The organism is Mesorhizobium sp. M0808, from assembly GCF_040320025.1.
In the GTDB taxonomy this organism is placed as follows: Bacteria; Pseudomonadota; Alphaproteobacteria; order Rhizobiales; family Rhizobiaceae; genus Mesorhizobium.
In genome coordinates this window covers 1-21,978 of the sequence record NZ_JAMYOX010000012.1, presented here as the reverse complement: position 1 = coordinate 21,978, position 21,978 = coordinate 1, and the positions used below count along the sequence as shown (strand labels likewise).

Annotated in this window: 21 protein-coding genes; 16 read left to right on the top strand and 5 right to left on the bottom strand. The window is 60.7% G+C overall.

The features are described 5' to 3' along the window. Positions 1-24: 24 nt before the first annotated feature. The gene (locus tag NKI25_RS16025; protein ID WP_352998671.1) at positions 25-1,305 is read right to left on the bottom strand and encodes an epoxide hydrolase family protein; all 1,281 of its coding nucleotides are present in this window, start codon (positions 1,303-1,305) and stop codon (positions 25-27) included. 98 nt (positions 1,306-1,403) lie between these two features. Then, positions 1,404-2,708, bottom strand: coding sequence for an epoxide hydrolase family protein (locus tag NKI25_RS16020; protein WP_352998670.1), 1,305 nt, complete (start codon positions 2,706-2,708; stop codon positions 1,404-1,406). Between the two features lie 1,104 nt (positions 2,709-3,812). On the opposite strand from NKI25_RS16020, the gene NKI25_RS16015 reads away from it, so the two are divergent. From NKI25_RS16015 to repC (NKI25_RS15970), 10 genes are all read left to right on the top strand, one after another. Beyond that, positions 3,813-4,043, top strand: coding sequence for a hypothetical protein (locus tag NKI25_RS16015; protein ID WP_352998669.1), 231 nt, complete (start codon positions 3,813-3,815; stop codon positions 4,041-4,043). Positions 4,044-4,544: 501 nt separating this feature from the next. Continuing rightward, positions 4,545-5,825, top strand: coding sequence for a plasmid replication protein RepC (repC, locus tag NKI25_RS16010; protein WP_352998668.1), 1,281 nt, complete (start codon positions 4,545-4,547; stop codon positions 5,823-5,825). Continuing rightward, complete coding sequence (locus tag NKI25_RS16005; RefSeq protein ID WP_352998753.1) at positions 5,825-6,340, top strand: thermonuclease family protein; 516 nt, start codon at positions 5,825-5,827, stop codon at positions 6,338-6,340. The genes repC (NKI25_RS16010) and NKI25_RS16005 overlap by 1 nt, the downstream gene beginning before the upstream one ends. 395 nt (positions 6,341-6,735) lie before the next feature. Beyond that, positions 6,736-7,068, top strand: a complete 333-nt coding sequence (locus NKI25_RS16000) for a DUF736 family protein (protein WP_352787462.1) — start codon at positions 6,736-6,738, stop codon at positions 7,066-7,068. Between the two features lie 120 nt (positions 7,069-7,188). Continuing rightward, on the top strand, positions 7,189-7,395 hold the full coding sequence (locus NKI25_RS15995) for an antitoxin VbhA family protein (protein WP_352787459.1): 207 nt from the start codon (positions 7,189-7,191) through the stop codon (positions 7,393-7,395). Between the two features lie 70 nt (positions 7,396-7,465). Beyond that, entirely contained in the window at positions 7,466-8,521 is a 1,056-nt protein-coding gene (locus NKI25_RS15990; RefSeq protein ID WP_352998752.1) for a Fic/DOC family protein, read from the top strand. Between the two features lie 226 nt (positions 8,522-8,747). Further along, a complete protein-coding gene (locus NKI25_RS15985) occupies positions 8,748-9,668 on the top strand; it encodes an ArdC family protein (RefSeq protein WP_352998751.1) in 921 nt (306 codons plus the stop codon). Positions 9,669-10,444: 776 nt separating this feature from the next. Continuing rightward, positions 10,445-11,653 carry a plasmid partitioning protein RepA gene (gene repA, locus NKI25_RS15980; protein ID WP_352785417.1) on the top strand — a complete coding sequence of 403 codons (1,209 nt, stop codon included), beginning with the start codon at positions 10,445-10,447 and terminating at the stop codon, positions 11,651-11,653. 74 nt (positions 11,654-11,727) lie between these two features. After that, entirely contained in the window at positions 11,728-12,714 is a 987-nt protein-coding gene (gene repB, locus NKI25_RS15975) for a plasmid partitioning protein RepB (protein WP_352998667.1), read from the top strand. 154 nt (positions 12,715-12,868) lie between these two features. Beyond that, the gene (gene repC, locus NKI25_RS15970) at positions 12,869-14,074 is read left to right on the top strand and encodes a plasmid replication protein RepC (RefSeq protein ID WP_352998666.1); all 1,206 of its coding nucleotides are present in this window, start codon (positions 12,869-12,871) and stop codon (positions 14,072-14,074) included. A 52-nt stretch (positions 14,075-14,126) separates the two neighbouring features. On the opposite strand, the gene NKI25_RS15965 is transcribed toward repC (NKI25_RS15970), so the two are convergent. Next, a complete protein-coding gene (locus NKI25_RS15965; protein ID WP_352998665.1) occupies positions 14,127-14,801 on the bottom strand; it encodes a protein-L-isoaspartate(D-aspartate) O-methyltransferase in 675 nt (224 codons plus the stop codon). Between the two features lie 342 nt (positions 14,802-15,143). Between NKI25_RS15965 and NKI25_RS15960 the strand changes: the two genes are divergently transcribed. Together NKI25_RS15960 and NKI25_RS15955 are read left to right on the top strand one after the other, a co-directional pair. Next, positions 15,144-15,482 (top strand): hypothetical protein, encoded by a 339-nt coding sequence (locus NKI25_RS15960; RefSeq protein ID WP_352785429.1) that lies wholly within the window; start codon positions 15,144-15,146, stop codon positions 15,480-15,482. 9 nt (positions 15,483-15,491) lie between these two features. Continuing rightward, positions 15,492-16,055 carry an RES family NAD+ phosphorylase gene (locus NKI25_RS15955; RefSeq protein WP_352785432.1) on the top strand — a complete coding sequence of 188 codons (564 nt, stop codon included), beginning with the start codon at positions 15,492-15,494 and terminating at the stop codon, positions 16,053-16,055. A gap of 123 nt (positions 16,056-16,178) precedes the next feature. On the opposite strand, the gene NKI25_RS15950 is transcribed toward NKI25_RS15955, so the two are convergent. Then, positions 16,179-17,327: an amidohydrolase gene (locus tag NKI25_RS15950; protein WP_352998664.1), complete on the bottom strand. Its 1,149-nt coding sequence runs from the start codon at positions 17,325-17,327 to the stop codon at positions 16,179-16,181. A 157-nt stretch (positions 17,328-17,484) separates the two neighbouring features. Next, positions 17,485-18,669: a site-specific integrase gene (locus tag NKI25_RS15945; RefSeq protein WP_352785439.1), complete on the bottom strand. Its 1,185-nt coding sequence runs from the start codon at positions 18,667-18,669 to the stop codon at positions 17,485-17,487. A gap of 186 nt (positions 18,670-18,855) precedes the next feature. On the opposite strand from NKI25_RS15945, the gene NKI25_RS15940 reads away from it, so the two are divergent. From NKI25_RS15940 to NKI25_RS15925, 4 genes are all read left to right on the top strand, one after another. Then, on the top strand, positions 18,856-19,983 hold the full coding sequence (locus tag NKI25_RS15940; protein WP_352830368.1) for an RHE_PE00001 family protein: 1,128 nt from the start codon (positions 18,856-18,858) through the stop codon (positions 19,981-19,983). Between the two features lie 92 nt (positions 19,984-20,075). Continuing rightward, positions 20,076-20,759, top strand: coding sequence for an XRE family transcriptional regulator (locus NKI25_RS15935; protein WP_352998663.1), 684 nt, complete (start codon positions 20,076-20,078; stop codon positions 20,757-20,759). Beyond that, positions 20,760-21,368, top strand: coding sequence for an RES family NAD+ phosphorylase (locus NKI25_RS15930; RefSeq protein ID WP_352998662.1), 609 nt, complete (start codon positions 20,760-20,762; stop codon positions 21,366-21,368). A gap of 223 nt (positions 21,369-21,591) precedes the next feature. Then, positions 21,592-21,978, top strand: a 387-nt coding sequence (locus NKI25_RS15925) for a phage integrase N-terminal SAM-like domain-containing protein (RefSeq protein ID WP_352998661.1), incomplete at its 3' end; no start/stop codon positions are given.

Below are 21,978 nucleotides of genomic sequence, written 5' to 3'. Positions count from 1 at the left end.
TTTTTCCTCGCTTTGAGCTGGCGATCATTGTGCCGGCCGAAGTGATCTGAAAGCGGTGCGCAGTTCGGCTGAGAAGAGCTTTGGCTCTTCCCAGGCGGCGAAGTGCCCGCCCTTGCTCACCTCGTTGAAGTAGATCAGGTTGCGATAGGCGCGCCGGGCCCATGTCTCGGGCGCTGCATAGACCTCCTCCGGAAATACCGTGATCGCCACGGGGAGTGAGATCTCGGCGGTCCTCTGCGCCGTCGCGAGAAGGACGCTCTGGCCCATGGTCTCCCAGTACAACCGGGCTGATGACGTCGCGCTGTTCGTGAGCCAGTATAACGTTACGTCGTCCAGCATCTCGTCTTTGCTAAGCCAGCGCTCGGGCTCACCGTTATTATAGTCGTACATCCAGGCCGCAAGCCCGGCTGGAGAATCCGTCAACGCGTAGCCGATCGTTTGCGGTCGCGTGCCCATCAACGCCGCGTAGGCCCTGTACTTTTTGTAGAACGTATCGAGCGACCTGAACGCTGCGCGTTCCTTCTCGACGAGGCCCGCCGGTGCAGGCCCGCCGGCGGCGAGCACTGCGGCTACTTCGGCCGGTATCGTCGCCGGCAAGTTGATGTGGATTCCGAGCAGTCCCCTCGGCGCCTGGCGCGCCATCGCGCTCGAAACGGGAGCGCCCCAGTCGCCGCCCTGGGCGACGTAGCGCTCGTAGCCTAGACGCTTCATGAGTTCGGCCCAGGCGCGAGCGATGCGGTCGGGCGCCCAGCCCGTGCCATTTGGCTTGCCGGATAAGCCGTAGCCCGGCATTGAGGGCAGAACCAGGTCGAAAGCATCCTCTGGGCTTCCGCCATGAGCCAAAGGATCAGTGAGCGGGCCGACGGTCTTGAGCAACTCGAAAACGGAGCCAGGCCAGCCATGCGTCATGATTAGCGGCAGGGCCTCGGGATGCTTCGACCGAACGTGAATGAAGTGGATGTCGAGCCCGTCGATCTCGGTCATAAACTGCGGAAGAGCATTCAGCTTGGCCTCTCCCTTGCGCCAGTCGTACTCGGTTCCCCAGTAGCGGACGATCTCCTGCAGTCTTGCAAGCTGTATGCCCTGCGACCGGTCATTGACCGTCTCTTGGTCCGGCCACCGAGTCGCGGCGATGCGCTGACGAAGCTCGGCGATTTCATTCTGCGGGATTTTGATGGTGAATGGGCGGATGGAATCGCCAGCGCCCGCCGCCCGCAATGCTCCGGCAAGCAGCCCGATGGCTCCTGTGGCAGCCGTCGCGGCGATCAGTTCGCGCCGTGCGGGCGTTAGTGATATTGCTGACATGACATCCTCGGTGTGTCGGTCGTAGCGCGGCGGACCGGGCTCAAACGACCCGGTCCGCGCCTCGGGAGGAGAGCGGGGCGGCAAGCAGCCCGCTCGCTTCAGATCTCTTGGCGCAGCGGCCGGAACCCTGCTCTAAGCTCGGTGGAAAAGAGCAGCGGCTGCTCCCAGGCCGCGAAGTGGCCCCCTTTGTCGACCTTGTTGTAATAGATCAGCTTGGAATACGCCCGTTCAGTCCAACTCCTTGGGGCTTGGTATTGCTCGCCAGGAAAGACGGTTACGGCCACCGGGATGGAAACGCCCTTGGCGTTGAAAAAGCCACCCTTGTACTCCCAATAGAGTCGCGACGCAGAGACGCCCGTATTTGTCACCCAATAGAGCGTGATGTTATCGAGGATCTCGTCCCGGGTAAGTTCGCCAGTCGCGCTCGTGGTCCGTTCCAGAGCCGAGGCGATCGCTGCAGCCGGCTGGCCACCAGCATCATTGTGATCAAGAAGCCAGGCCGCTAGGCCCACGGGTGAATCTGCAATGCTATACAAAGTTTGCGGGCGCGACGCCATCATCCGTGCATAGGCGACCTGCTTGAATGTCGCGACCAGCTGCTCGTACGCGCGCTTTTCGTCAGTCGAAAGACTAGACGGCGGCGGGCCGCCGGCCTGAGCCGCCTTGTCAATCTCGTCTGGAACGGTGGCAGGCATGTTGGTGTGGATGCCGAGCAATCCCGCAGGCGCCTGCAAGCCCATCTGGTCGACGACAAACGCGCCCCAGTCGCCGCCTTGGGCGACATAGCGGGTGTAGCCGAGGCGCTTCATCAGTTCTGCCCAGGCCCGGCCCATGCGCTCGGGGCCCCAGCCGGTCGTGGTCGGCTTGCCTGAAAACCCGTATCCCGGCATCGATGGGATCACTACGTCGAAAGCATCCGATGCGCTCGCGCCATGTGCCGTGGGATTTGTCAGGGGATCGATGATCTTCAGTTGCTCGAAGACCGAGCCGGGCCATCCGTGCGTGACGATCAGCGGCAAGGCGTTTTCATGTTTCGAACGGACGTGAATGAAATGGATGTCCAGCCCGTCGATCTCGGTTATGAATTGCGGGTAGGCGTTGAGCTTGGCCTCACCGTTGCGCCAGTTGTAATCTGTCGCCCAATAGCGCGCGAGCTTCTGAATAGTACCGAGCTGGACTCCTTGCGATGAATCGGCAACCGTTTCGCGATCAGGCCACCGCGTCGCGGCGATGCGCTGGCGAAGCTTGGTGATCTCCTCCTGCGGGATGTCGACAGTGAATGGACGGATGGAGCCGCTAGCACCCGCCGCCCGCAACGTTCCCGGGAGCAGGCTGAGAGCGCCCACAGCGGCTGTGGCGGCAAGTAGTTCGCGCCGTGTGGGCGAGATCGGTAATGCTGACATGATATGCTCCTCGGCCTAATTGATCCGTTTGGATGCGAGTTACACATCGACCGTTAGCCGAGGCAAATCTATTGCACGATGGTGTCGGCGATACCTTTGTATGAGCCATTGGGATGTAAGGAAAACCCGCTTCGAGCACAGGCAGAAGCGATCTGCCGACGCAGATCAGCGCCCGTCGCGGGAAATCGCTGGACGGGGAAGAGCGAGTTTCGGAAAGCAACATTTGGGCTTGGTGTCTAAGCTCCCTGTCGCTCTGATCCCCAGAAGGCCTACCCTTCCCGGGCGGCCCGTCTTTGGCTCCCCGGACTGTGGAGGCAGCGGCTGCCCGCCGGTTCCCGACGTGCCGACCGGAATGCGCCTCCACAGCCTGTTCATCAGGCCACGTCGCTAGCGATGAGATGGAGGGAACGTCCTTGCAGGCACCCGTCAAGTGGGAAGAAGCACATGCTTCGTCCGAGCGTCCGAGAGTGGACAGCAGCTCGCGCTAGGAACCGCAGCCTCGCGGTAGGGCCATCCACCGGGACCGGGTCCGATGGAGTTCTGTTGGCACAAGGGGATGCTCGGCCCCCTTTGACGTCGTGGACACGACAGCAAATAATTCGGCGAACGCGAAGCAGGGTGCCATCCATGAAAGATTCCTCATTTTCACCGGCCGTCCGGGCGAGAAAACCCTGATCCCAATGGCGGCTTGGTAGGTATCCATGGGGTTGCCCGGCGAGCGAGGTTACGATGTGGGCGTCCTTTCGCACATTGATGATTCCTTGAGAGGCGTGGTCAGAGAGGTTTCTCTGTCCAGCGAGCCGGGATCCCGATAAACACGACACTGAAATGATCGCAGGCAGTGAATGCAGCGGCCTACGAAGACACTGCTCGGGTCGCGAGGAATTGCGTAAGCCGCATGGCTTGCAGCCAGGCGCTGAGACTTCACATTTTTACGGCCGTTCCAGGCGCTTGGTGCGGAGGCTGCAATGATAGATCGTTAGCGTCCTGCACACGGTGCTTTTCGCCGTCGCCGCTGCTGGCTAGGCGCGTCGAGGCCTTGCAGGCGATGTGTGACATGGCCACCGTCATGACCAGGACCGTGCCATCGAACCGAATTTGGCGATGAGTGCGGCAATCATCCCAACGAGTAACACGTCGGCGAGCGCAGCCTGCCATGCCCCCATATCGGTCGCGCTTTCTCCGGCCCGTCGGTTTACCGCGCCTGCCTGCTGCAAGCTCATCAATGCCTATGTCGAGAACCCGCACATGTCGAGTTGGGCAGACATTCAGCACGCGCTTACCGTGGCGCTTGAAGCCTTCGGCCTTCCGGGAACATTCATCGACGGCCGCTGATGCGATCGGGGCCGGATCGAACGGCCCCTATCCGCATTGAGCGGAGGCCCGGTTCCCCTCCCCTCAAACTCCCCCTCCCGTCCGCAAAAAAACCGGCTTAGAACCAGGCCGGTTTTGCTGCCGTTCGTATATCCGAGAAGGTATAGCAGATAAAGCGCGAACCGGAGAGTGTCGAGCTATGAAGTGCCTGGAAACCTTAGGAGAGTGGTTTTGTTTGCTACCGGTGGTAGCGCAATTGTTGCGCCAAAGTGGATATTCGAGTTATGGTTCTACAAATCACCCGGAATGATGATTCCGAGTCGCGCGAACTAGTGCCTACGACGGAGAAGACGAACCGACCAGAAAAAGAAAACCGCCCCGAAACGAATCCCGGAAGCGGTTTGCGAATAATCAATTTAGCCAACATCTTTGTCGCAAACCTCCCTTCCTCTGTCAACCTGAAAAGCACCGTTTCGGTGAACGGGATTGCTTTGCCTGGTCTCCAACAAAAAGGAGACGAGAATGGGAGAAGCTGTGCCACTGAAGCGGCCGATCGGTCGCAGAGTGACGCCACAACGCACCGAATACCGGCGGCTGTCAGAGTCAGCCGAGATGGGATCAGTGACACGCGGGCAGCTTGCCGTGCTCGCGCACAACCTGCCCTGCACGGGCTTAATTAACGCGAGCGAAAGCCATCTTCTGGTCACGTTGGTCAACACGGCGTCGCCTGAGGCCTTTGACAAAGACGGGCGGCCGATCATCTTCAAGTCCAACCAGCAGCTCGCCTTCGAGATCAATCGCTCGGTCGGACGGGTCAGTCGCATGCTGTCGAACCTCTTCGACGCCGGGCTCGTCACCATGCAGGACAGCGGCAATTACAAGCGCTATCCGCACCGCAACGCCGACGGTCTGATTGTCGGTGGTTGCGGCATCGATATGCGCATTCTGATTGTTCGTTACCGCGAGCTCGATGGGCTGGTGCGGCGGGCGAAAGCCGAGAAAGCAGCCGCAAGCGCAGCACTTCGCCGCTATCGCGGGGCGCTGCGCAATCTCCGGTACACATTGGCAACCGCCATCAGCCTTTCAGAGCGCGCCCGATCACGGCTTGAGGCGCGACTTGAGCGGGTCGTTGCGGTTGTCGGTATTCCCGCAAAGGCGTCGAGCGCAGTTTTGGGCCGCGCTACGGCGTTGTTCGAGTGTCTCATCGAACGAGCCCTGCAGCTCTGCCGTCGTTCGGAATCCGCGTTGGTGACAGAAAATTCGGCATGCGCGAATGCCGAAATCGACATGCACAGACAGATTACAAACCCTGACCCTATTGTGAACAGTAACGAGAATCGGCGTTCGGCTCACGCCGAACAACTCAGTTTGCTAGAGGCTGGCTCTGCCAGCCAAGGGGCTTGTGAAGCAAGCCTGGGGGGCGGCTCGCGCCAAGTCAACCAACCGAAGCACCCACCAGGGGCGTTTGTGGCCTTGCAGGACGTGGTGCGGGCGATACCGGCGCTAGACACCTACGGCTTTGCCCTGCCCGGTACGTGGACCGAACTGGCGCGAATCGTGCCCCAAATGTGCCGAATTGCTGGAATTTCCGACGATGCACGCCGCCGCGCGATCGACCAGATGGGCGAGCAGCAGGCGGCCGTAGCGATCGCGGTGACCCTGCAGAAGTTCGACCGGCAGGAAGTTACCTCGCCGGGCGGCTATTTGCGTGCCATGACAGACCGCGCAGCCGCCGGTGAGCTTCATCTTGCCCCGTCAGTGTTTGGGCTTGCGGCCCGCAATCTCATGGAGACAGTGAATTGATGCACCTCCTGCGCTATTTTCTCGCGGTCTTTGTTTGCATCAGCGTCGGCGCGGTCGATGCCGATCCGACCACCTGGTCTGGCACGGCCCGCGTGATCGACGGAGACACGATCAGCGTGCGCCAGCAGCGCATCCGGATCGCGGCGATCGACGCTTGCGAGCTCGGCCAGACAGGCCTTCGCAATGGCAAGGTCTGGCAATGTGGCATTGAAGGCCGGGCCTTTCTTCGGCGAATGATCAATGGGAAACACGTCAGTTGCCGGATCATCGACCGCGATCAGTATCGCCGCCTGGTGGGGCACTGCTTCTACAAGGAAACCGATATCGGACTGGCGATGGTCCGCGCCGGGCTTGCCGAATCCATGCTTCGATATCTGCCGTCGTCCCATGCCATCAACCTGGTCGAGTATGGCGAGGCCGAGAACAGCGCCCGAAACAGAAGGCTTGGGCTCTGGTCGGCCGAGATCGAAAGTCCGCATCTCTACCGGCGCGCCAAAAAGTCTCCGGCGCCTTGACCTGGCATACCCAAATCGATGCTATGAAGTGGTAGAAGCGCTGAAGCAATTTGCTTCTCGTTTCTTGCTCTGAATGGCGAGAACCCGTTGCCGTGACGGAAATTGTGAATAAAATGAGGTCACTTCTTGCCGCTTCAGGCCGTCATCGATCCGGAGACAGATAGCCAATGATGTTCATACCTCACCCCTCTAAGGCGGTTGCTTTTGACGCTCGTTCGCACGCCGACGCGGTTTGCGCAAAGCCGCGCCCGCAAAAATTTCCCCGCCTGCGGCTTCCTCGCGCACCAAATTTTTCCGGCCTCGGCTTCCTCCGCTCTCACTTCGGCCTCCGGTGCGCACCGCTTTCCGCCGTGCCCGTGAACGATCATTGCAACCACCAAAGAGGAGTGACTGACATGACCACCACCAACTTCATCCAGTTCGACACCGACAACCTGGACGCCGCCAAGGGCAACGGCCTTATCTCCACTATCGATCGCGACCTGGACATCCACGTTGTCCCGTTCGACTCGAGCAACGAGAAAGCCCCGACGCACCGCGTCTATGCCAAGTCCCCGCGCGGCTATGACATCGAGGTCGGCGGCATCTGGAAGAAGACCAGTGAGGCGAAGAAGCCCTACTACACGCTTTCGATTAAGCGCCTCGGCTTCAACGCCAATCTCGGCCGCTTCCCCGGCCAGGACGATCCCACGCTGCAGGCGATCATCGAATGGGAACCCCGCGACTGATTGACGCGAAGCGCCCGGCCTCGAGCCGGGCGCATCATTTCACAAGCCGGATACATGCCGCAAACCGCTCGATTTTCAGCGGTTTTTCTGCTAGTGTTTAGCGCTATTGGAGATTTGTTGATGAACATTCATTCGACCCGTCCGGACCGCTCGCCGGAAGCCGTCGCCCGGCGCCGAAAGGCAACGGAGCAGGCCCGTGCGGCCAATATCCGGCAGGGCTACACCCACGATCCGGTGCTGGAGGAAGCGACGGCGGCCTACGTCGCCGGCGACATCACCCGCGAGGAATATCGCCTGAGGGTCGTGCGGCCGCCGAAACGGGCGTAATCGAAATACCAGCTATCAAAAGGCGAAAGGCCGCCTGCCCTACGCAGGCGGTTTTTTGTTGACCCCGCCGATGTCCGACAGCCCTGCCCAAGGTTCCTATTTCTATCCGAACACGTCGGACGATCCCGATCGTACCGACGTGTTGCGCAACAAGTTCGGTATCGAGACTCATTCCGAGCTGCGCATCGAGGAGTACCGCTCTACGGCTTTCCGCATGGCGGAGATTGCCGAAGGCGACGGCCCGCGAGGAAAATTCGACAAGGCGCATATTAAGGCATTTCACGGCCACATCTTTCAGGACGTCTACGAATGGGCCGGACACACGCGCAACGAAAGCCCGATCGTGGACGGGCAGCGTGTGGAGCCGATCGGTGGCCTCTCCAAAGGCGGCACCGCATTCCTGCATGGCTCCCGCATCGAGATGGGGCTCGACGAGGCGTTGAAGCCTATCCGTGATCCGGATGTCTTGCGCGGCTCGACTCCAGAGCAGTTCGCCGAGCGTGGGGGCCAGGTCATGGCCGAGCTCAATTATGTGCATCCCTTTCGTGAGGGCAACGGACGCACCCAGGAGGCTTTCATTGCTGAGCTTGGCCGTCACTACGGCCATGAGGTCGAGTTTACGGTCATCACCAAACCGCGCATGACGGAGGCATCGATCGAAACCACGAACGACCCGTCAAGTGCGGCCATGAAACATGTGCTCGAGGACGCGGTAGACCCGAACCGCCGCGAAGCCCTTCGCGCCGCGTTGTCCGACCTCGAGGCGCGCGGCGAGGTACCGTTTGAACACAACGTCCGCACAGCCCGCCCGGGCGAAGAAGTCACTGGCCAGGTGCTCGGGCATGATAACCGTGTCGCCAGCATTGTCACAGACGAGCGGATTGTCGCCGTCGATCGCGCGGACCTGCCCGAACGGCTGCCGGACGACGAAACTGAATTCACCTTCACCGCACGATCAGACTTTTCCCGCCTCGGGCGTGAGCCGCAGTCTTTCGAGGCGCCCGCGCAAGCCGAACGGGCTGAAGCGCCCCGGCAAGACACGCCGTTCGGTGAGCTGGAGGCTATCGAGACCGATATCGCGGCGCAGCGAGCGCGTGAGCGCGATAGCGATGACCGCGAACGGTGACAGCGTCCGCAGGCGGCAAGCTGCTCAGCGACCGTAGTTGATCGGCCGGCGCGTTCGATGCAGCCGGCCGACTCCATCCGTTGGGGTGATTTGACGGACAAGCTACGATAGCCCCTCCCCCATGCAACCGCTGTCGCGGTCCTCCTCTCCGTTGCGGCCCCTTGGGGTGCATAGGCTCGTTCGGCTATCTCCGGTCTTTGCCGTCAACCAACGGATGGAGACGGCCATGACGAGCATTAAGGACACCTACCAGCGCATCACGGATACTATTGTCGAGCAGCTTGAAGCCGGCACCAAACCCTGGATCCGCCCATGGCGCGGCAATGCCCGCCGAAGCTCGATCATTCCGCGTCGCGTGACCGGAGAAGCCTATCGCGGCATCAACGTCATCATGCTGTGGGTCGCGGGCCAGACGTTCGGCTACGAGGAAAACACCTGGATGACCTACAGACAGGCGCAGGACTTCGGCGGTCAGGTCCGCAAGGGCGAAAAAGGCACGCTCGTCGTCAAGTACGGCACGTTCACGCCGAAGGATCACGACGACGACGAAGACCGCGCGATTCCATATCTGAAGGGCTACACCGTCTTCAATATTGAGCAGATCGAGAACATGCCGGATCGGTTCTTCAGGCCGGCCGAGGAGCTCCCGGGCAATCCGGTTCCCCACATCCAGACCGTCGAGAGCTTCGTCCAGAACATCGGCGCAAGCGTCAGCTACGGTGGCACCAAAGCCTGCTACCGGCCGAGCATCGACGACATCCTCATGCCTGACCGCGGGCGTTTCGACAGCGAGATCCACCTTTACTCAACTTTGCTACACGAGGTTTCGCATTGGTCCGGCGCAAAGCATCGCCTGGACCGCGATCTGACGGGCAGGTTCGGCAGTGAAGGCTATGCCGTCGAGGAGCTCGTCGCGGAGCTCGCGGCATCGTTCCTGTGTGCCGACCTGGGCGTGGCGCATGATCCGCGCGACAACACAGCTGCCTATCTGGCGAGCTGGCTCGCCGTCCTGAAGAATGACAAGAGGGCTATCATCACGGCCGCTGCGAAGGCGCAGGCCGCTGCCGACTGGATGCACGCTCAGCAGTTGCAGGTAAGCCAGCCTGAGGTGCAGGGCTCGTCGCAATTGGCGCCCTGTACCGACTGATTTGGCGTATGCAGCGGGCGTTGAGGCCCGAACCACAATGCAATAATGCGCATCGCGAGCAGGCTCCGGGCCGGCGGCCCTTCTTATTACGATGCGAAGCGCATGTGCCAACAAATACGTCACCGCCTCGGATCAGTTGGGAACCGGGCGCGAATGGCGCCCTCGGCTCCGTTAATTGATCCCCGTCCCCGGAGAAGTTGCCGAACTTGACAGCATAATATTAGCGCATACTAATAATTATCTGTGAGCAGCGGCCCGCCCCCGCTTGCCCGCCACAAATCGGGCCCAACCCGATCGGCCCGCGCTCTCCGCCCGAGGCGCGGGCTTGTTTTCGACAAAAAACGGACATGCTGCAATCGTCATTGCAGGACAACATTCCCGGATGGGGGTGATCGACAAGGCGCCGCCCCCCCCTGCCCTGCCCAGGGTCCGAAAGGTTCGGTGGGTCTTCTTGGCATAAACTTTCACGTGAACTCCTCTTCCCCTAAGTGGAAGGCTGCGCAGCACTCGTGTCGGCTTCCCGCACGGTATGATGATCGGCGATATACTTGCGGAGACTGACTGACGGCTGCAGAAAGCAGGAAATTTGTCCGCTGACAAAATCGGCAAATTGTGTAGCTTATTCAATTGCATGAATCGGATCACGTGATTCCGCTGCCGCGAGGCCGTTAACCTTTTGTTAACTTAAAATTTCTTGCCGGATCGAGCGAATCGGACATAATGACGCTTGCTTGGCGTCTTTGCGCCAAAAATCGTTTTTAGAGAGTGTCGATCGAATGAACGTGAGTTCGCCCGTTCCCACGAAAATCCCGTTGCTGTTCGAGAAAAGCATTCTCGAGCAAGGCGACCAGATATCGAAGAAGCTGCACCTACTCTCGATGCAGCGCTTCCCTCCCCATGCAAAGAAGAATCTTCGCTCGTTCTCGCTGGCCGAGGTTGCCACATATCTTGGGGTCTCCCAAAGCCATCTGAAGAAACTGCATCTGGAAGGCAAAGGCCCGGTGCCTGAAACCTCAACGTCGGGCAGGCGGTCGTATACTGCTGAACAGATGCTTGAGCTGCGCCAGTATCTCGACCAGTACGGGCGATCCGACGCCCGAATGTATGTTCCCCATCGGCGGCCGGGCGAGAAGCTTCAGATCCTAGCTGTGGTCAATTTCAAGGGCGGCAGCGGTAAGACCACCACCGCTGCCCACCTCGCCCAATATCTTGCGCTGACCGGGCACCGTGTCCTAGCTGTCGATCTCGACCCGCAGGCGTCGCTCTCCTCATTGCATGGGTTCCAGCCTGAACTCGACCAGACGAAATCGCTTTACGACTCGATTCGATATGACGACCAGAAGGTGCCTCTCTCGGAAATCATCAAGCCAACGAATTTCCCGGGCCTCGATATCGTCCCTGCGAACCTAGAGCTGCAGGAATTCGAATACGACACGCCTCTTGCAATGACCGACAGGTCTTCGAATGTGGGCAGGGCGTTCTTCACGCGCATCTCGACGGCATTGACGGAGGTCGACGATCGCTACGATGTCGTAATTATCGATTGTCCCCCGCAGCTCGGGTATCTGACGATCACCGCACTGACCGCGGCGACGTCCGTGTTGATCACGATCCATCCGCAGATGCTCGATGTGATGAGCATGGGCCAGTTTCTGCTGATGCTCGGAAACATCCTCGAGCCGATCAGGGCGGCGGGTGCCGAGGTGAACCTGGAGTGGTATCGCTATCTTGTTACTCGATTCGAACCCACGGATCAGCCGCAAGCGCAGATGGTGGCGTTCCTGCATACGCTGTTTGGCGAATTCATTCTCAAGAACCAGATGCTGAAATCAACGGCGATTTCCGATGCGGGGATTACCAAGCAGACCCTCTACGAAGTTGAGAAGAATGCGATGACCCGTTCCACATACGAGCGGGCAATGGATGCGCTGGAAGTCGTAAACGGTGAAGTCGCCGACTTGATTCATAAAGCATGGGGGCGCTGACTTTGTCCGCTGACAAATTCGGACCTTTTTCGAATGCATTCAATGGACTAGGCGCTGTCTGGAGGTAGACAAATATGGCACGTAAGAACCTTCTTGCAGGCCTCTCAGAAACGGAGACCGACGACCAGGTGTCGTCTACCTCCACGGCGGCATATCCGATCCGCGGCGCTTCGAAATCCATGATCCGCTCAGTCAACGAGTTGGCAAAGCAAGCGGATGCGTATCTTGAAGGCGAGCATGTGGTCGAACTCGATCCAAACGCCATCGACGGCTCGTTCGTTTCCGACCGCATGGGCGACGACAAGGAGCAGTATCAAGAACTGCTGGAAGCGATCCGGGAGAGGGGTCAGGATTCTCCCATACTTGTTCGTCCGCATCCCGGTATCGACGGCCGCTTCATGATCGTTTTCGGCCATCGCCGCGTCCGAGTTGCTGGCGAACTGGGGCGGAAGGTGAGGGCGGTCGTCAAGGAGATCGACGACAAGACTCATGTCATTGCCCAGGGTCAGGAGAATTCTGCTCGGGCAAATCTCAGTTTCATCGAGAAGGCGATGTTCGCAAAGCGCCTTGAAGACTTGGGATACGACAGAGATGTCATCTCGTCGGCATTGGCCTCGAACGCCGCTGCTGTCTCGAAGATGGTGTCAGTTGTCACAAGGATCCCGGCATCTGTCATCGGCAAGATTGGATCAGCTGCGTCTGTCGGTCGCGAGCGGTGGGTCGAACTGTCCCTGCTTGTCGGCAGGAAATCCGACATGGTTGATGAAATCCAGTCGTCACCCGAATTCGGTAAGTTGGAAAGCAACGAACGCTTCGAAAGGTTGTTTGCGGCCCTGAATGCCAAGGGAAAGCCCGTTCGCAAGGCCAGTGTGAAGCCCGAGGCACAATCTTGGGCTCCTGAGGACAAATCAGTTAGCGTCAGTGTCAAGAAGGCAGGCAAGGCCGTCACGATCGCCGTGAAGGAGACAGATGGCGGCCGCTTTGGAACGTGGATTTCCGACAATCTAGGCGACCTTTATGAGGCGTTCAGGAAGTCGGAGAGGACAGCAACAGGAGACTGAACCGCAAAAGAAAAAGGCCCCCGACGGCGAACCGTGGAAGCCCTTCTCGATCTTTAGCAAGCCGAGAATCTCATTTCCGCGAATCAGTGTCAAGAGTTTTAAGCGTCGATTCGGCGGACGGATTTCTTTTGCCTAATTGAAGGCGAAGGAAGAAATGGAGACGGGTATTGCAACGACGCCCTTTGGGCGGCGGCCGATGTCGCTTGCCATGCTGGCAGCGCAAAACGAGTCACGGGAGATCCCCAAGGGCAGGGTCGCCGACAAATGGCAGGTCTACCGCAACCTCTGCGAGGGCAAGAGCATCATCGGCACCGGCGATCGCGCCCTGGCCGTCCTGAATGCATTGCTATCATTCTATCCTGACAGTGAGCTGAGTGAAGAAAACGGCCTCATCGTGTTTCCCTCGAACGCACAGCTGTCGCTTAGGGCGCACGGCATGCCCGATTCCACATTGAGGAGGAACCTGGCGGAACTGGTGAATTGCGGTCTAGTCATCCGTCGGGACAGCCCGAACGGCAAGCGTTACGCGCGGAAGGGCAGGGGAGGGGAGATCGAGGAAGCGTTCGGCTTTTCCCTGGCGCCGCTGCTGGCCCGCGCTCAAGAGTTCGAGGCGGCGGCCGAGCGTGTTCGCGCCGACAACAGGGCGCTCAGGCTGATGCGCGAGCGGATCACCTTGCACCGCCGTGACATCCACAAGCTGATCGAGGCGGCCGTCGAGGAAGACGTGCCGGGCGACTGGGGAGGCCTGTGGAGGCGCTTCCGCGCCGTTGTGGAGACAATTCCGCGCCGAGCCAACATTGCCGACCTCGAACCTATCGTGGCCGATCTGGCAGCGTTGCATGACGACGTGGATAAGCTGCTGGAAATTCATATGGAATCCACAAATCCTAGCGGCAATGAGTCCCAAAGCGAGCGGCAGCAATCTAATTCAAATACCGACTCTACTTTTGAATTTGAACCTGCTTTAGAGAAAAGCGGGGCGGCGGCCGAGCCACTAACGAGGACCGCAGAGCCCCCAAAAACCTACCCGCTAGGGATGGTGCTGAAGGCCTGCCCGGAAATTGGGGATTACGCCGTCGACGGGATCGGCAATTGGCGCGACTTCATGATAACCGCCGCCCAGGTGCGGGGATATCTGGGCGTTTCGCCGTCGGCGTATGAGGATGCCTGCCATGTCATGGGTCAGGAGATCGCAGCAGTCGTGATTGCGTGCATTCTGCACCGGGCGCAGCACATCGATTCAGCCGGCGGCTATCTGCGGGCGCTCACCGAGAAGGCGAGGGCAGGGCAGTTTTCGGTCGGGCCGATGCTGATGGCTGCTTTGAAAGCTAATGGGTCACTGACCAGGATGGCCGGGTAACTGGGCTAGTGTGACGATGGTAACCACCGGCCGCGGCGGTCTGCACCTTTCATTAGCCCGTTTCGAGCCGGCTGAACCTAACTGGGATAAGCTGCCGCGTCTCGAGCTGCCCTGCCGCATCCTTGTCGACGACAGTCAGAAACTGTGTTTCTTCAGGTCCCAAAGGCAGAACCAGGCGTCCCCCCGGCTTAAGCTGCTTCAGTAAAGCCGGCGGTGTCCGCTCAGCCGCTGCTGTGACGAGGATCTTGTCGTATGGGGCGTGCTCTGGCCAGCCGCGAGACCCGTCTCCGACACGAATGCCGACATTGGATAAGCCGAGGCCCTGCAGCAGAGCCTCGGCATGGCTTGCGAATTCCTCGATGATTTCGACGCTCCAAACCTGCCCGGCGAGTTCCGCGAGAATTGCGGTTTGATAGCCCAGGCCAGTGCCGATCTCGAGCACCGCCTCGTGCGGTTGGGGAGCAAGGAGATCTGTCATGAGAGCGACGATGAATGGCTGCGAGACGGTTTTATCGAAGCCGATCGGCAGCGGCATGTCCTGGTAGGCATAAGGTGCAACCGAGGCTGGCACGAAGAGATGCCGCGGCACTCGCCGCATCGCTGCCATCACCCGCTCATCGAGCGCCGCCTTGCCGAGTTCTTCGCTTGCAAGGTCGGTATAGATTGCAATCAACTCAACCATGTGCCTGCGTAGCACCGCGAGATGCTGTTCGGTCATTGGCTTCATGACGGTTGGGCTTTCTCAACCAGGCTCGCTGCCACGGATAGCGTTATAGCCCGTGTCACAGAAACGCCCGCCATCGTTTCCAGTTGCGAGTGTCCCCACGGCAAGCGGAGGTGATTTGGGCGTTGCGTTTGGTGCGATCGGCGGCGACGACCGGCGAACTCCGACGGTTACGAAATGGTTCCACAGATTGACATTCGTGAAATCAATCTGTAATTATCGGGGTGGAGTTAATTGCCCGATGAGCAAGAATGTCGTTTAGTTCCGGGCCAATCAGGTTCACTGGTTCCGCCGCGCCGGCAGGCGACGGCGCCCAGAGCTGCTTCGAGCAGGTAGGATAATGTCATGAGCACAGCGGTGGTGAGAATTCTGGATGATCTGCGCTCACGCGGTGGACTTCAGGGCAAGGACATAGCCAACATCGTTGACGTGTCGACGGCGACCGTATCGCGGTGGTCTCATGGTAACGGTTCCCCAAATCTGCGGACCCAGACGGTCATCGCGGATCTGCGCTACGTCGTCGAGCGCCTGTCGGATTTTTACACAGCCGACGAAACGCGGCTTTGGCTGCATTCGCGTCATCCGCTCCTCAACAATGAGCGTGCCATCGATCTCATCAATGCGGACCGGACGCAGGAAGTTCTGGCTGTAATTGAGCGGCTCGACGCCGGCGCATACGTCTGAGAGTTTCGGGTGGAGCGGCGAGCGCGCGATCCGGATCTGCTCGACGCGCTCGACGCTCATGCCGGCGTTTCGTTTGAAGGTGAAGTGTGGCGTATTGTGCGGGAAGAGCGGGAGCCTCTACAGGGCTATCCGTCTCGCGCTCGATGGGATCCGGGCACCTTCGATGTCCTTTACACCTCGCTCGAGCGCGAAGGCGCCCTAGAGGAGATCCACTTCCACCTCAGTCGGCAACCTGTCTTTCCCTCAAAAATTCGGTCGGTTCTCCACCGGATTTTGGTCCGCACCCAACGAACGCTGAGGATAGCCGATCTTGCTGCATTGGAAGCTCTCGGAGTCTCGCCCGAAACCTATGGATCGCTGAGCTACGAACGAACGCAGGAGATCGGGGATGCGGCCGCCTTTCTCGGCTTCGACGGCATCTTGGCGCCGAGTGCACGCTGGCCATGTCAGAACCTGGTGCTCTTCACAGAGCGGTTTACTCCAGCCGATTTAAGGGTCGTCAACTCCGAGCCGGTTGATTGGGCAGACTGGCGCACTCGCAGAAACGAACTCAGACGAACGAACGATCGTTGAGGTAAGGGAGGATGCCGAGTGCTGCGGTCGTGGGAGTGGACGCCCCAGTCATTCACGAACCGGCGACGTCATTAATATCCCGGCTGAGACCGAGCTTTTGCGCGCGGCCAGCCCGGGAGCCAATCACCCCAGAAGGTTGCGAGCCGTGCGCATGAATATTCTGGATCCGATCGGGATCAGGTCGTCTGGAAAGTCATAGTCGGGGTTGTGCAGCGCAGGGTACCGCTCGCCGGCGCCGAGGAAGAACATGGCGGACGCCGCGCTATGGCCGAATAGGCCGAAATCTTCCGAAGCGCGCATCGGCAGGGCTTCCTCTGTGCGTGGCACGCCTTCCTCGTCGAGCGCTCGCTGCAGATGTTCCACGGCATCCGGGGCGTTGACGCTGGCAACGAAGATCTCGTGATAGTCGTAGCGGGCCGAAAGACGATGCCCTCCAGCCATCTTTTCCACCAGCGCTTCCGCGGCGGCGCACAGGTCCGCCATGCGCTCATCGCGCCTTGTGCGCAGCGTCGCCCACACTTCAGCATTTCCCGGCGCAATGCCGAACACAGCTTCGCCCATCAGGGCATGGGTGACGGTCACCATACTGAAATCGTCGTCAGCGAAGGTTCCGCGCCCGAGCGCGGGCAGTGCCGGCATCAGCTGGCTGACCGCCATCATTGGCGAGACACCCGTTTCGGGCATCGACGAATGCGCGGTCTTGCCCTCCAGCAATATTCGCATGCCGCGTGAAGCACAGTTGACCACGCCGGGTTTGATACGCACCTCACCGAACGGCACACCGGGCATATTGTGCAGCGAGAAGGCCAAATCCGGCGCGATCTCGGAAAAGCGCGGATCGGCGACGACGCCGGCCGCGCCATTGCCGGTCTCTTCCGCCGGCTGGAACATCAGCACGACGCGGCCGCGGGCAGGTCTTTCGCGCCCGAACTGGCGGCCAAGTGCGGCGAGGATCGCGGTATGTCCGTCATGGCCGCACATATGCGACTTTCCCGGTACGAGCGACGAATGAGAAACGCCTGAAAGCTCATAAATCGGAAGCGCATCGAGTTCCGACCGGAACAGGACTGTCGGACCGGCTTTGCCGCTTTCATATACCGCCGCCACACCGTGGCCGCCCAATCCGGTCAGCACCTTGTCCGGCGCTGTGTCGGCGAGGAAGTCGACAACCTCGCTCGCGGTTTTCTCTTCCTCATTCGAGATTTCCGGATGCTGGTGCAGCCTGCGGCGCCATGCCGTCAGCTCGACAATGTCTCGATTGGTCAGGGTCATGTTTTTCCTGCTCCGCTTGGCCCAAGAGCAATTCCAGGGAACGTGTGGAACGGTTTTCCGTTCGGAATTGCGTCAAAACAAAGAGATAGAGCGGCTCGGCGCTTCTATCAAAAACTAACCGCTCTAGCCTAGGACCAAGAGCATCTCATGCCCCTGGTCAGGCAAGAACCCGCGCCGCGCGCCCAAGCGTCCGTTCTGCGTCGTTGTAGTAGTTCGAGGCCTGTTGCACCGAGCGATGCTGCGACTGCTGCATGGCTTCCTGCAGCGGAATGCCGCGACGGGCTGTTTCGGTGAGATAGCCGGAGCGCAGGCCGTGGGCGGAGAATACTGCCGGATCGAGGCCGGCCTCGGCGATGCGGCGCTTCAGGATCAGATTGACGGCCTGCGGCGTCAGGGCGCGTTTTTCGAGATTGCCCCAGCGGTCGATGCCGCGGAAAACGGCGCCCTCCGATATTTCGGCACGCTCCAGCCACGCTCGCAGCACCGTCACCGGCCGGCCAACCAGCAGCACGAAAGCGGCGCTGTCGGCCTGTGTCGTCTTGGTCCGGCCGAGCCGGATCGACAGGCACGGCAGTTTGTCGCCGTCGGGAGCTTTGGGATCGGCCGGCACCGGGTCTTCTTCGATGATCTGCTCGGTCCTGAGCGAGGCAATCTCGCTGCGACGGCGGCCGCCGGAGGCGAAGGCGGTGATGAGAACGGCGCGGTCGCGGAGGTTGACGAGACGGTCGCCGGCACAGGCTTTCAGGAGGGCGGTCAAAATGTCGGCGGTCACCGCTTTCTTGCTCTTGCGGCCGCGCGGGCGGGCGCTGGCGCGCACCGCCAAGTTTATCGCGCTCTGCAGACCCGGTGCGTTGAACTTTCCATGCAAACCGCGCCATTTGGTCAAGGTCGACCAGCTCGATAGGCGCCGGCGCACGGTCGCCGGCGCATGCGGGCCGTCGCTGCGCAACAGTCCTTGCGCCCTCAGCGCGGCTGTTACGTCCCCGGGCATGCCGTGCGCCGGATCGGTTTCGCGTTTCGCAAAATCCCACAGATGGTGCGCAACGAATTTGATCAGCAGTGCTTCTGGCGCCGGCCAGGGCAGCGGCTGTCCGGTCGCGGCAAAAGACCACGCCTCGAGGTAGCCGAGGTCGGAGGCGAGTGCCCGCAGAGAATTTGCACCGATGCCTTCTCTGGCGAGATGGCGCAGGGTTGCGACGTCGTCATCGGTTAAAAGGCCGGCGAGAAAATCGCGGCGGTCGAAAGGCAGCACGGAATCGAGCGCGTCGAGGGCTTCGGCGCGCCGCGCCACGAGTTCGGTGCTTTGGCGGCCGCCGGCGCGGGTAGGGGGCGCTTCTGGCATCGAGGGAACCTTCCGGGCGTTTCTGGGCCGTTGCGGCCGTGCTTGGCGCCGAATCTAGCGCCTTTGCGCCGCCAAAGCCATCACTATCGATAACAGGTCATTATCGATAGTGAGAACGACGCCAGGGAAAATCCCCTGCAAGTCAACCTAACAGCCGGATAGCTTGACTAACGCGAATCAGGCATCATGAAAACAATGACTTACGACATCGGCGATTTGTCCCTGAAAACCCTCTTAGGGCCGGTTTCCCGCGCAACCGAGGTTTCGGCGCGTCTTGACGAGCGGCTGGCCCGTTCGCCGATCCGCGACGGCTTTGTCGAGCGCCAAAACTTTGCCGACGCGGCTTCCGCGCTGTGGCTCGAGGGCGAGCTCGTCCACCTCGAGGACCTCGTCCTGCACGACGCCCATATGGACATCCGCACACCGACCCACGAACTCACCCGGGCGCATGCGGTGCTGCGAACCCGCCGTCGAATTTTGTCGCAAAAGCCGGACTGGGCGCTCGGCCGGGAAGGTTTTTTGGCGCTGACCGGTCGCGGCGGCGCGATGCCGGCATCGGGGCCGAAAAGCCGGGACGGGGAGGGGGCTGGAACTGCCTCTGTGGAAGACGACGATCGCGATGACGCTGAGGCCGATCTGGTGGCGGAAGAATTTGCCGAGATCGATGCTGTCCTGGCGCGCTCGTCGAAGATTCTGAGCGGCGCCGACGTGCCGGCGAAAGCGGCGCGCCCGGACGACCGGCCGGACCTGATTTACGATCCCGACTGGAATGAGGAAGAACGGCTGGCCGAATGGCACGCTGTGCTCGCGGAAACGCGGGGGCAACCAGTCGTCCTGCGCGCGGCGATCCTGCTCGAAGCCTGGTCCGACATCGAGGTGCTGCAGCATGCCACGTGGCTCGGGCCGCTGCTCGTGGCTGCACTGCTGCGACAGGAAGGACTCGCCGCCCACCATCTCGCTTGCATTCATCTCGGCGCGAAAAACATTCCGCGCGAGCGGAGGCGGGCGCGCAATCGCGGCGATCGGCTGCTCGCCTTGCTCGATGCCATTCACGACGCAGCAGTGGCTGGCCTGAAGGAACACGATCGGCTGGTGCTGGCAAAAAGCCAGATGGAGCGGCGAGTCAAACAACGGCGCGCCAGCTCCAAACTGTCCGACCTGGTCGAACTCGTGCTGTCGCGGCCACTCGTCTCGGCTGGCATGATCCAGGAGCGGCTAAAAGTGACAAAACAGGGAGCGCTCAATCTGGTCGGCGAGCTTGGCCTGCGTGAGATGACGGGGAGGGGAAGGTTTCGGGCCTGGGGAATTGTTTAGTCCGCAGCCATTCGCTACTAACTTTACGAAATTATCGAACTTGACGAACTTGCGCTCTGTAACCATATTGGTGACAGCAAGAGGTTGTCATCATGGCCGCTCCAAAACGCAGCAATCATAGCGGGACCGCATCCCATACGGGAGTCGCCGCCCTGAGCTTCACAACGAAGCTGCCGGCACAGGCAGACTTCAAGAAGGTGTTGCTCGAACGCTATCAGGAAGCGATCGCACGCAGCCGCAAGATCGGCCATCGGGTCTCGTTCCGGGTAGAGGTCGATCCAACGGCTGATGCGCAGACGATCACGCCGGTCGAGGAGCAACCGATCGCTGCGGATGTGTTTCCCGTGGAGGACACGGGCAAGCCGGATGCCGAACTCGAGGCGGCTGTTGCCGCGGCGCGCGAACGTGGCCGCAAGCGCGTCGCCGAAATTGTCGCCGGCGATGACATGCTGAGCGCGGAAGCCTTCGCCAAACTGCTCGGCATGTCGCGGGTGACGGTCAATGCCAAGCGGCAGAGCGGTCAGGTACTCGGGATCGATGGCGCCAAGCGCGGCTTCCGCTTTCCTGTGTGGCAACTCGACAAGGACGGCCGGCCGTTCGGGACATTGCCGGCGCTCCATGAGACGCTCGGCAACAGCGCCTGGGCGGTTTATCGGTTTCTGGTGTCGCGCCATGGCGCCCTCGATGGGCGGACGGGCCTTCGAGCCCTACAGCAAGGCGATGACGCCTCGGTGTTGGTCGCGGCGGAAGGCAAGGCCAGGGGCGATTTCGACTGAATGCCCGGCGTTCCACCTCCGTCGGATTTCGGGCGCACAAAGCTCGAAATCGAGACCATACCGCGGGGTCGGACGTTCGGTCGGATCTACTGGAGCATCTATCCTGATCCATTGGGGTACGGGAAGTCGCCGAGCCGGTTCAGCGATCCTCGACGCCGTCTTGACGCCAACCGGTTTGGCGTTGTGTACCTCGGTGACTCCCTGAAGGTGTGCTTCCTCGAGACCGTGCTCCGCGACCGCCGCGAAGGAATCCTTGACGATCTTCCAATAGAGGAGGTGGAGCTGACCCGACGGCGCTATGCGGACATCGCGACCACGACAGACCTACGCCTGGTCGATCTCAGAGGCGACAATGCCGTTCGGATGGGTGTGCCGACGGATGTCGTTCGGGCACAGCGCCAGAACCTGGCACGCCGGTGGTCGCTAGCATTTCACGAGCACCCATCTGAGCCTGACGGGGTCATTTACCCCTCGCGCCTGAACGGGGCGACCAATCTCGCCATCTACGACCGGGCGATACTGAAGCTTCAGCCGACGCGCGTTTTGACACTTCTCGGCGCGCAGGGTCTGGCTCAGGTTCTGCAGGATTTCAGGGTGGGGTTGGTGTGAAGATGTAGCTCGTATCCGTATCGCTTGGCGAAGATGGCTGTAGCGCCAGAATCGTCCACTAAGCCGGAGCAACGCAACGACCGGTGTGGGGCCGGGGAACGAACCCGCTGCGCGGGAGGGGCGCATGGGGTGAGGTAGAGATCATGAACCGGACGTCGCGCTCGCATTGAGGATGGTTCGGCAGCGGCAGAGCATCACGGGCTTTTCAACAACGAGCCTGACCATGCACCCTCCCATTCTCGATGCACCTATCAGCCCGCTGCGCCAGCGGCTGATCGACCCTATGAACTTGCGGCGTTTCTCACGGCAGACACAGCGCAACTATCTCCGCGATATCGGACGCCTGGCGACGTTCCTTGGGCGTTCACCAGACACAGCGACCACCGACGACCTGCGCCGGTTCCAGATCGAGCAGCAGGACGACGGTGTTCCCGTGCCGACGATGAACAGGATCGTGTCGGCGCTGCGCTTCTTCTTCACGCACACGGTCGATCGTCCCGATCTGGCGCGCAAGCTCGTTCGTCTGGCGCACCCGCGCAAGCTGCCGGTGGTACTGAGCCGCGACGAGGTTGCCCGGCTGCTCAACGCCACCACCTGCCTCAAGCACCAG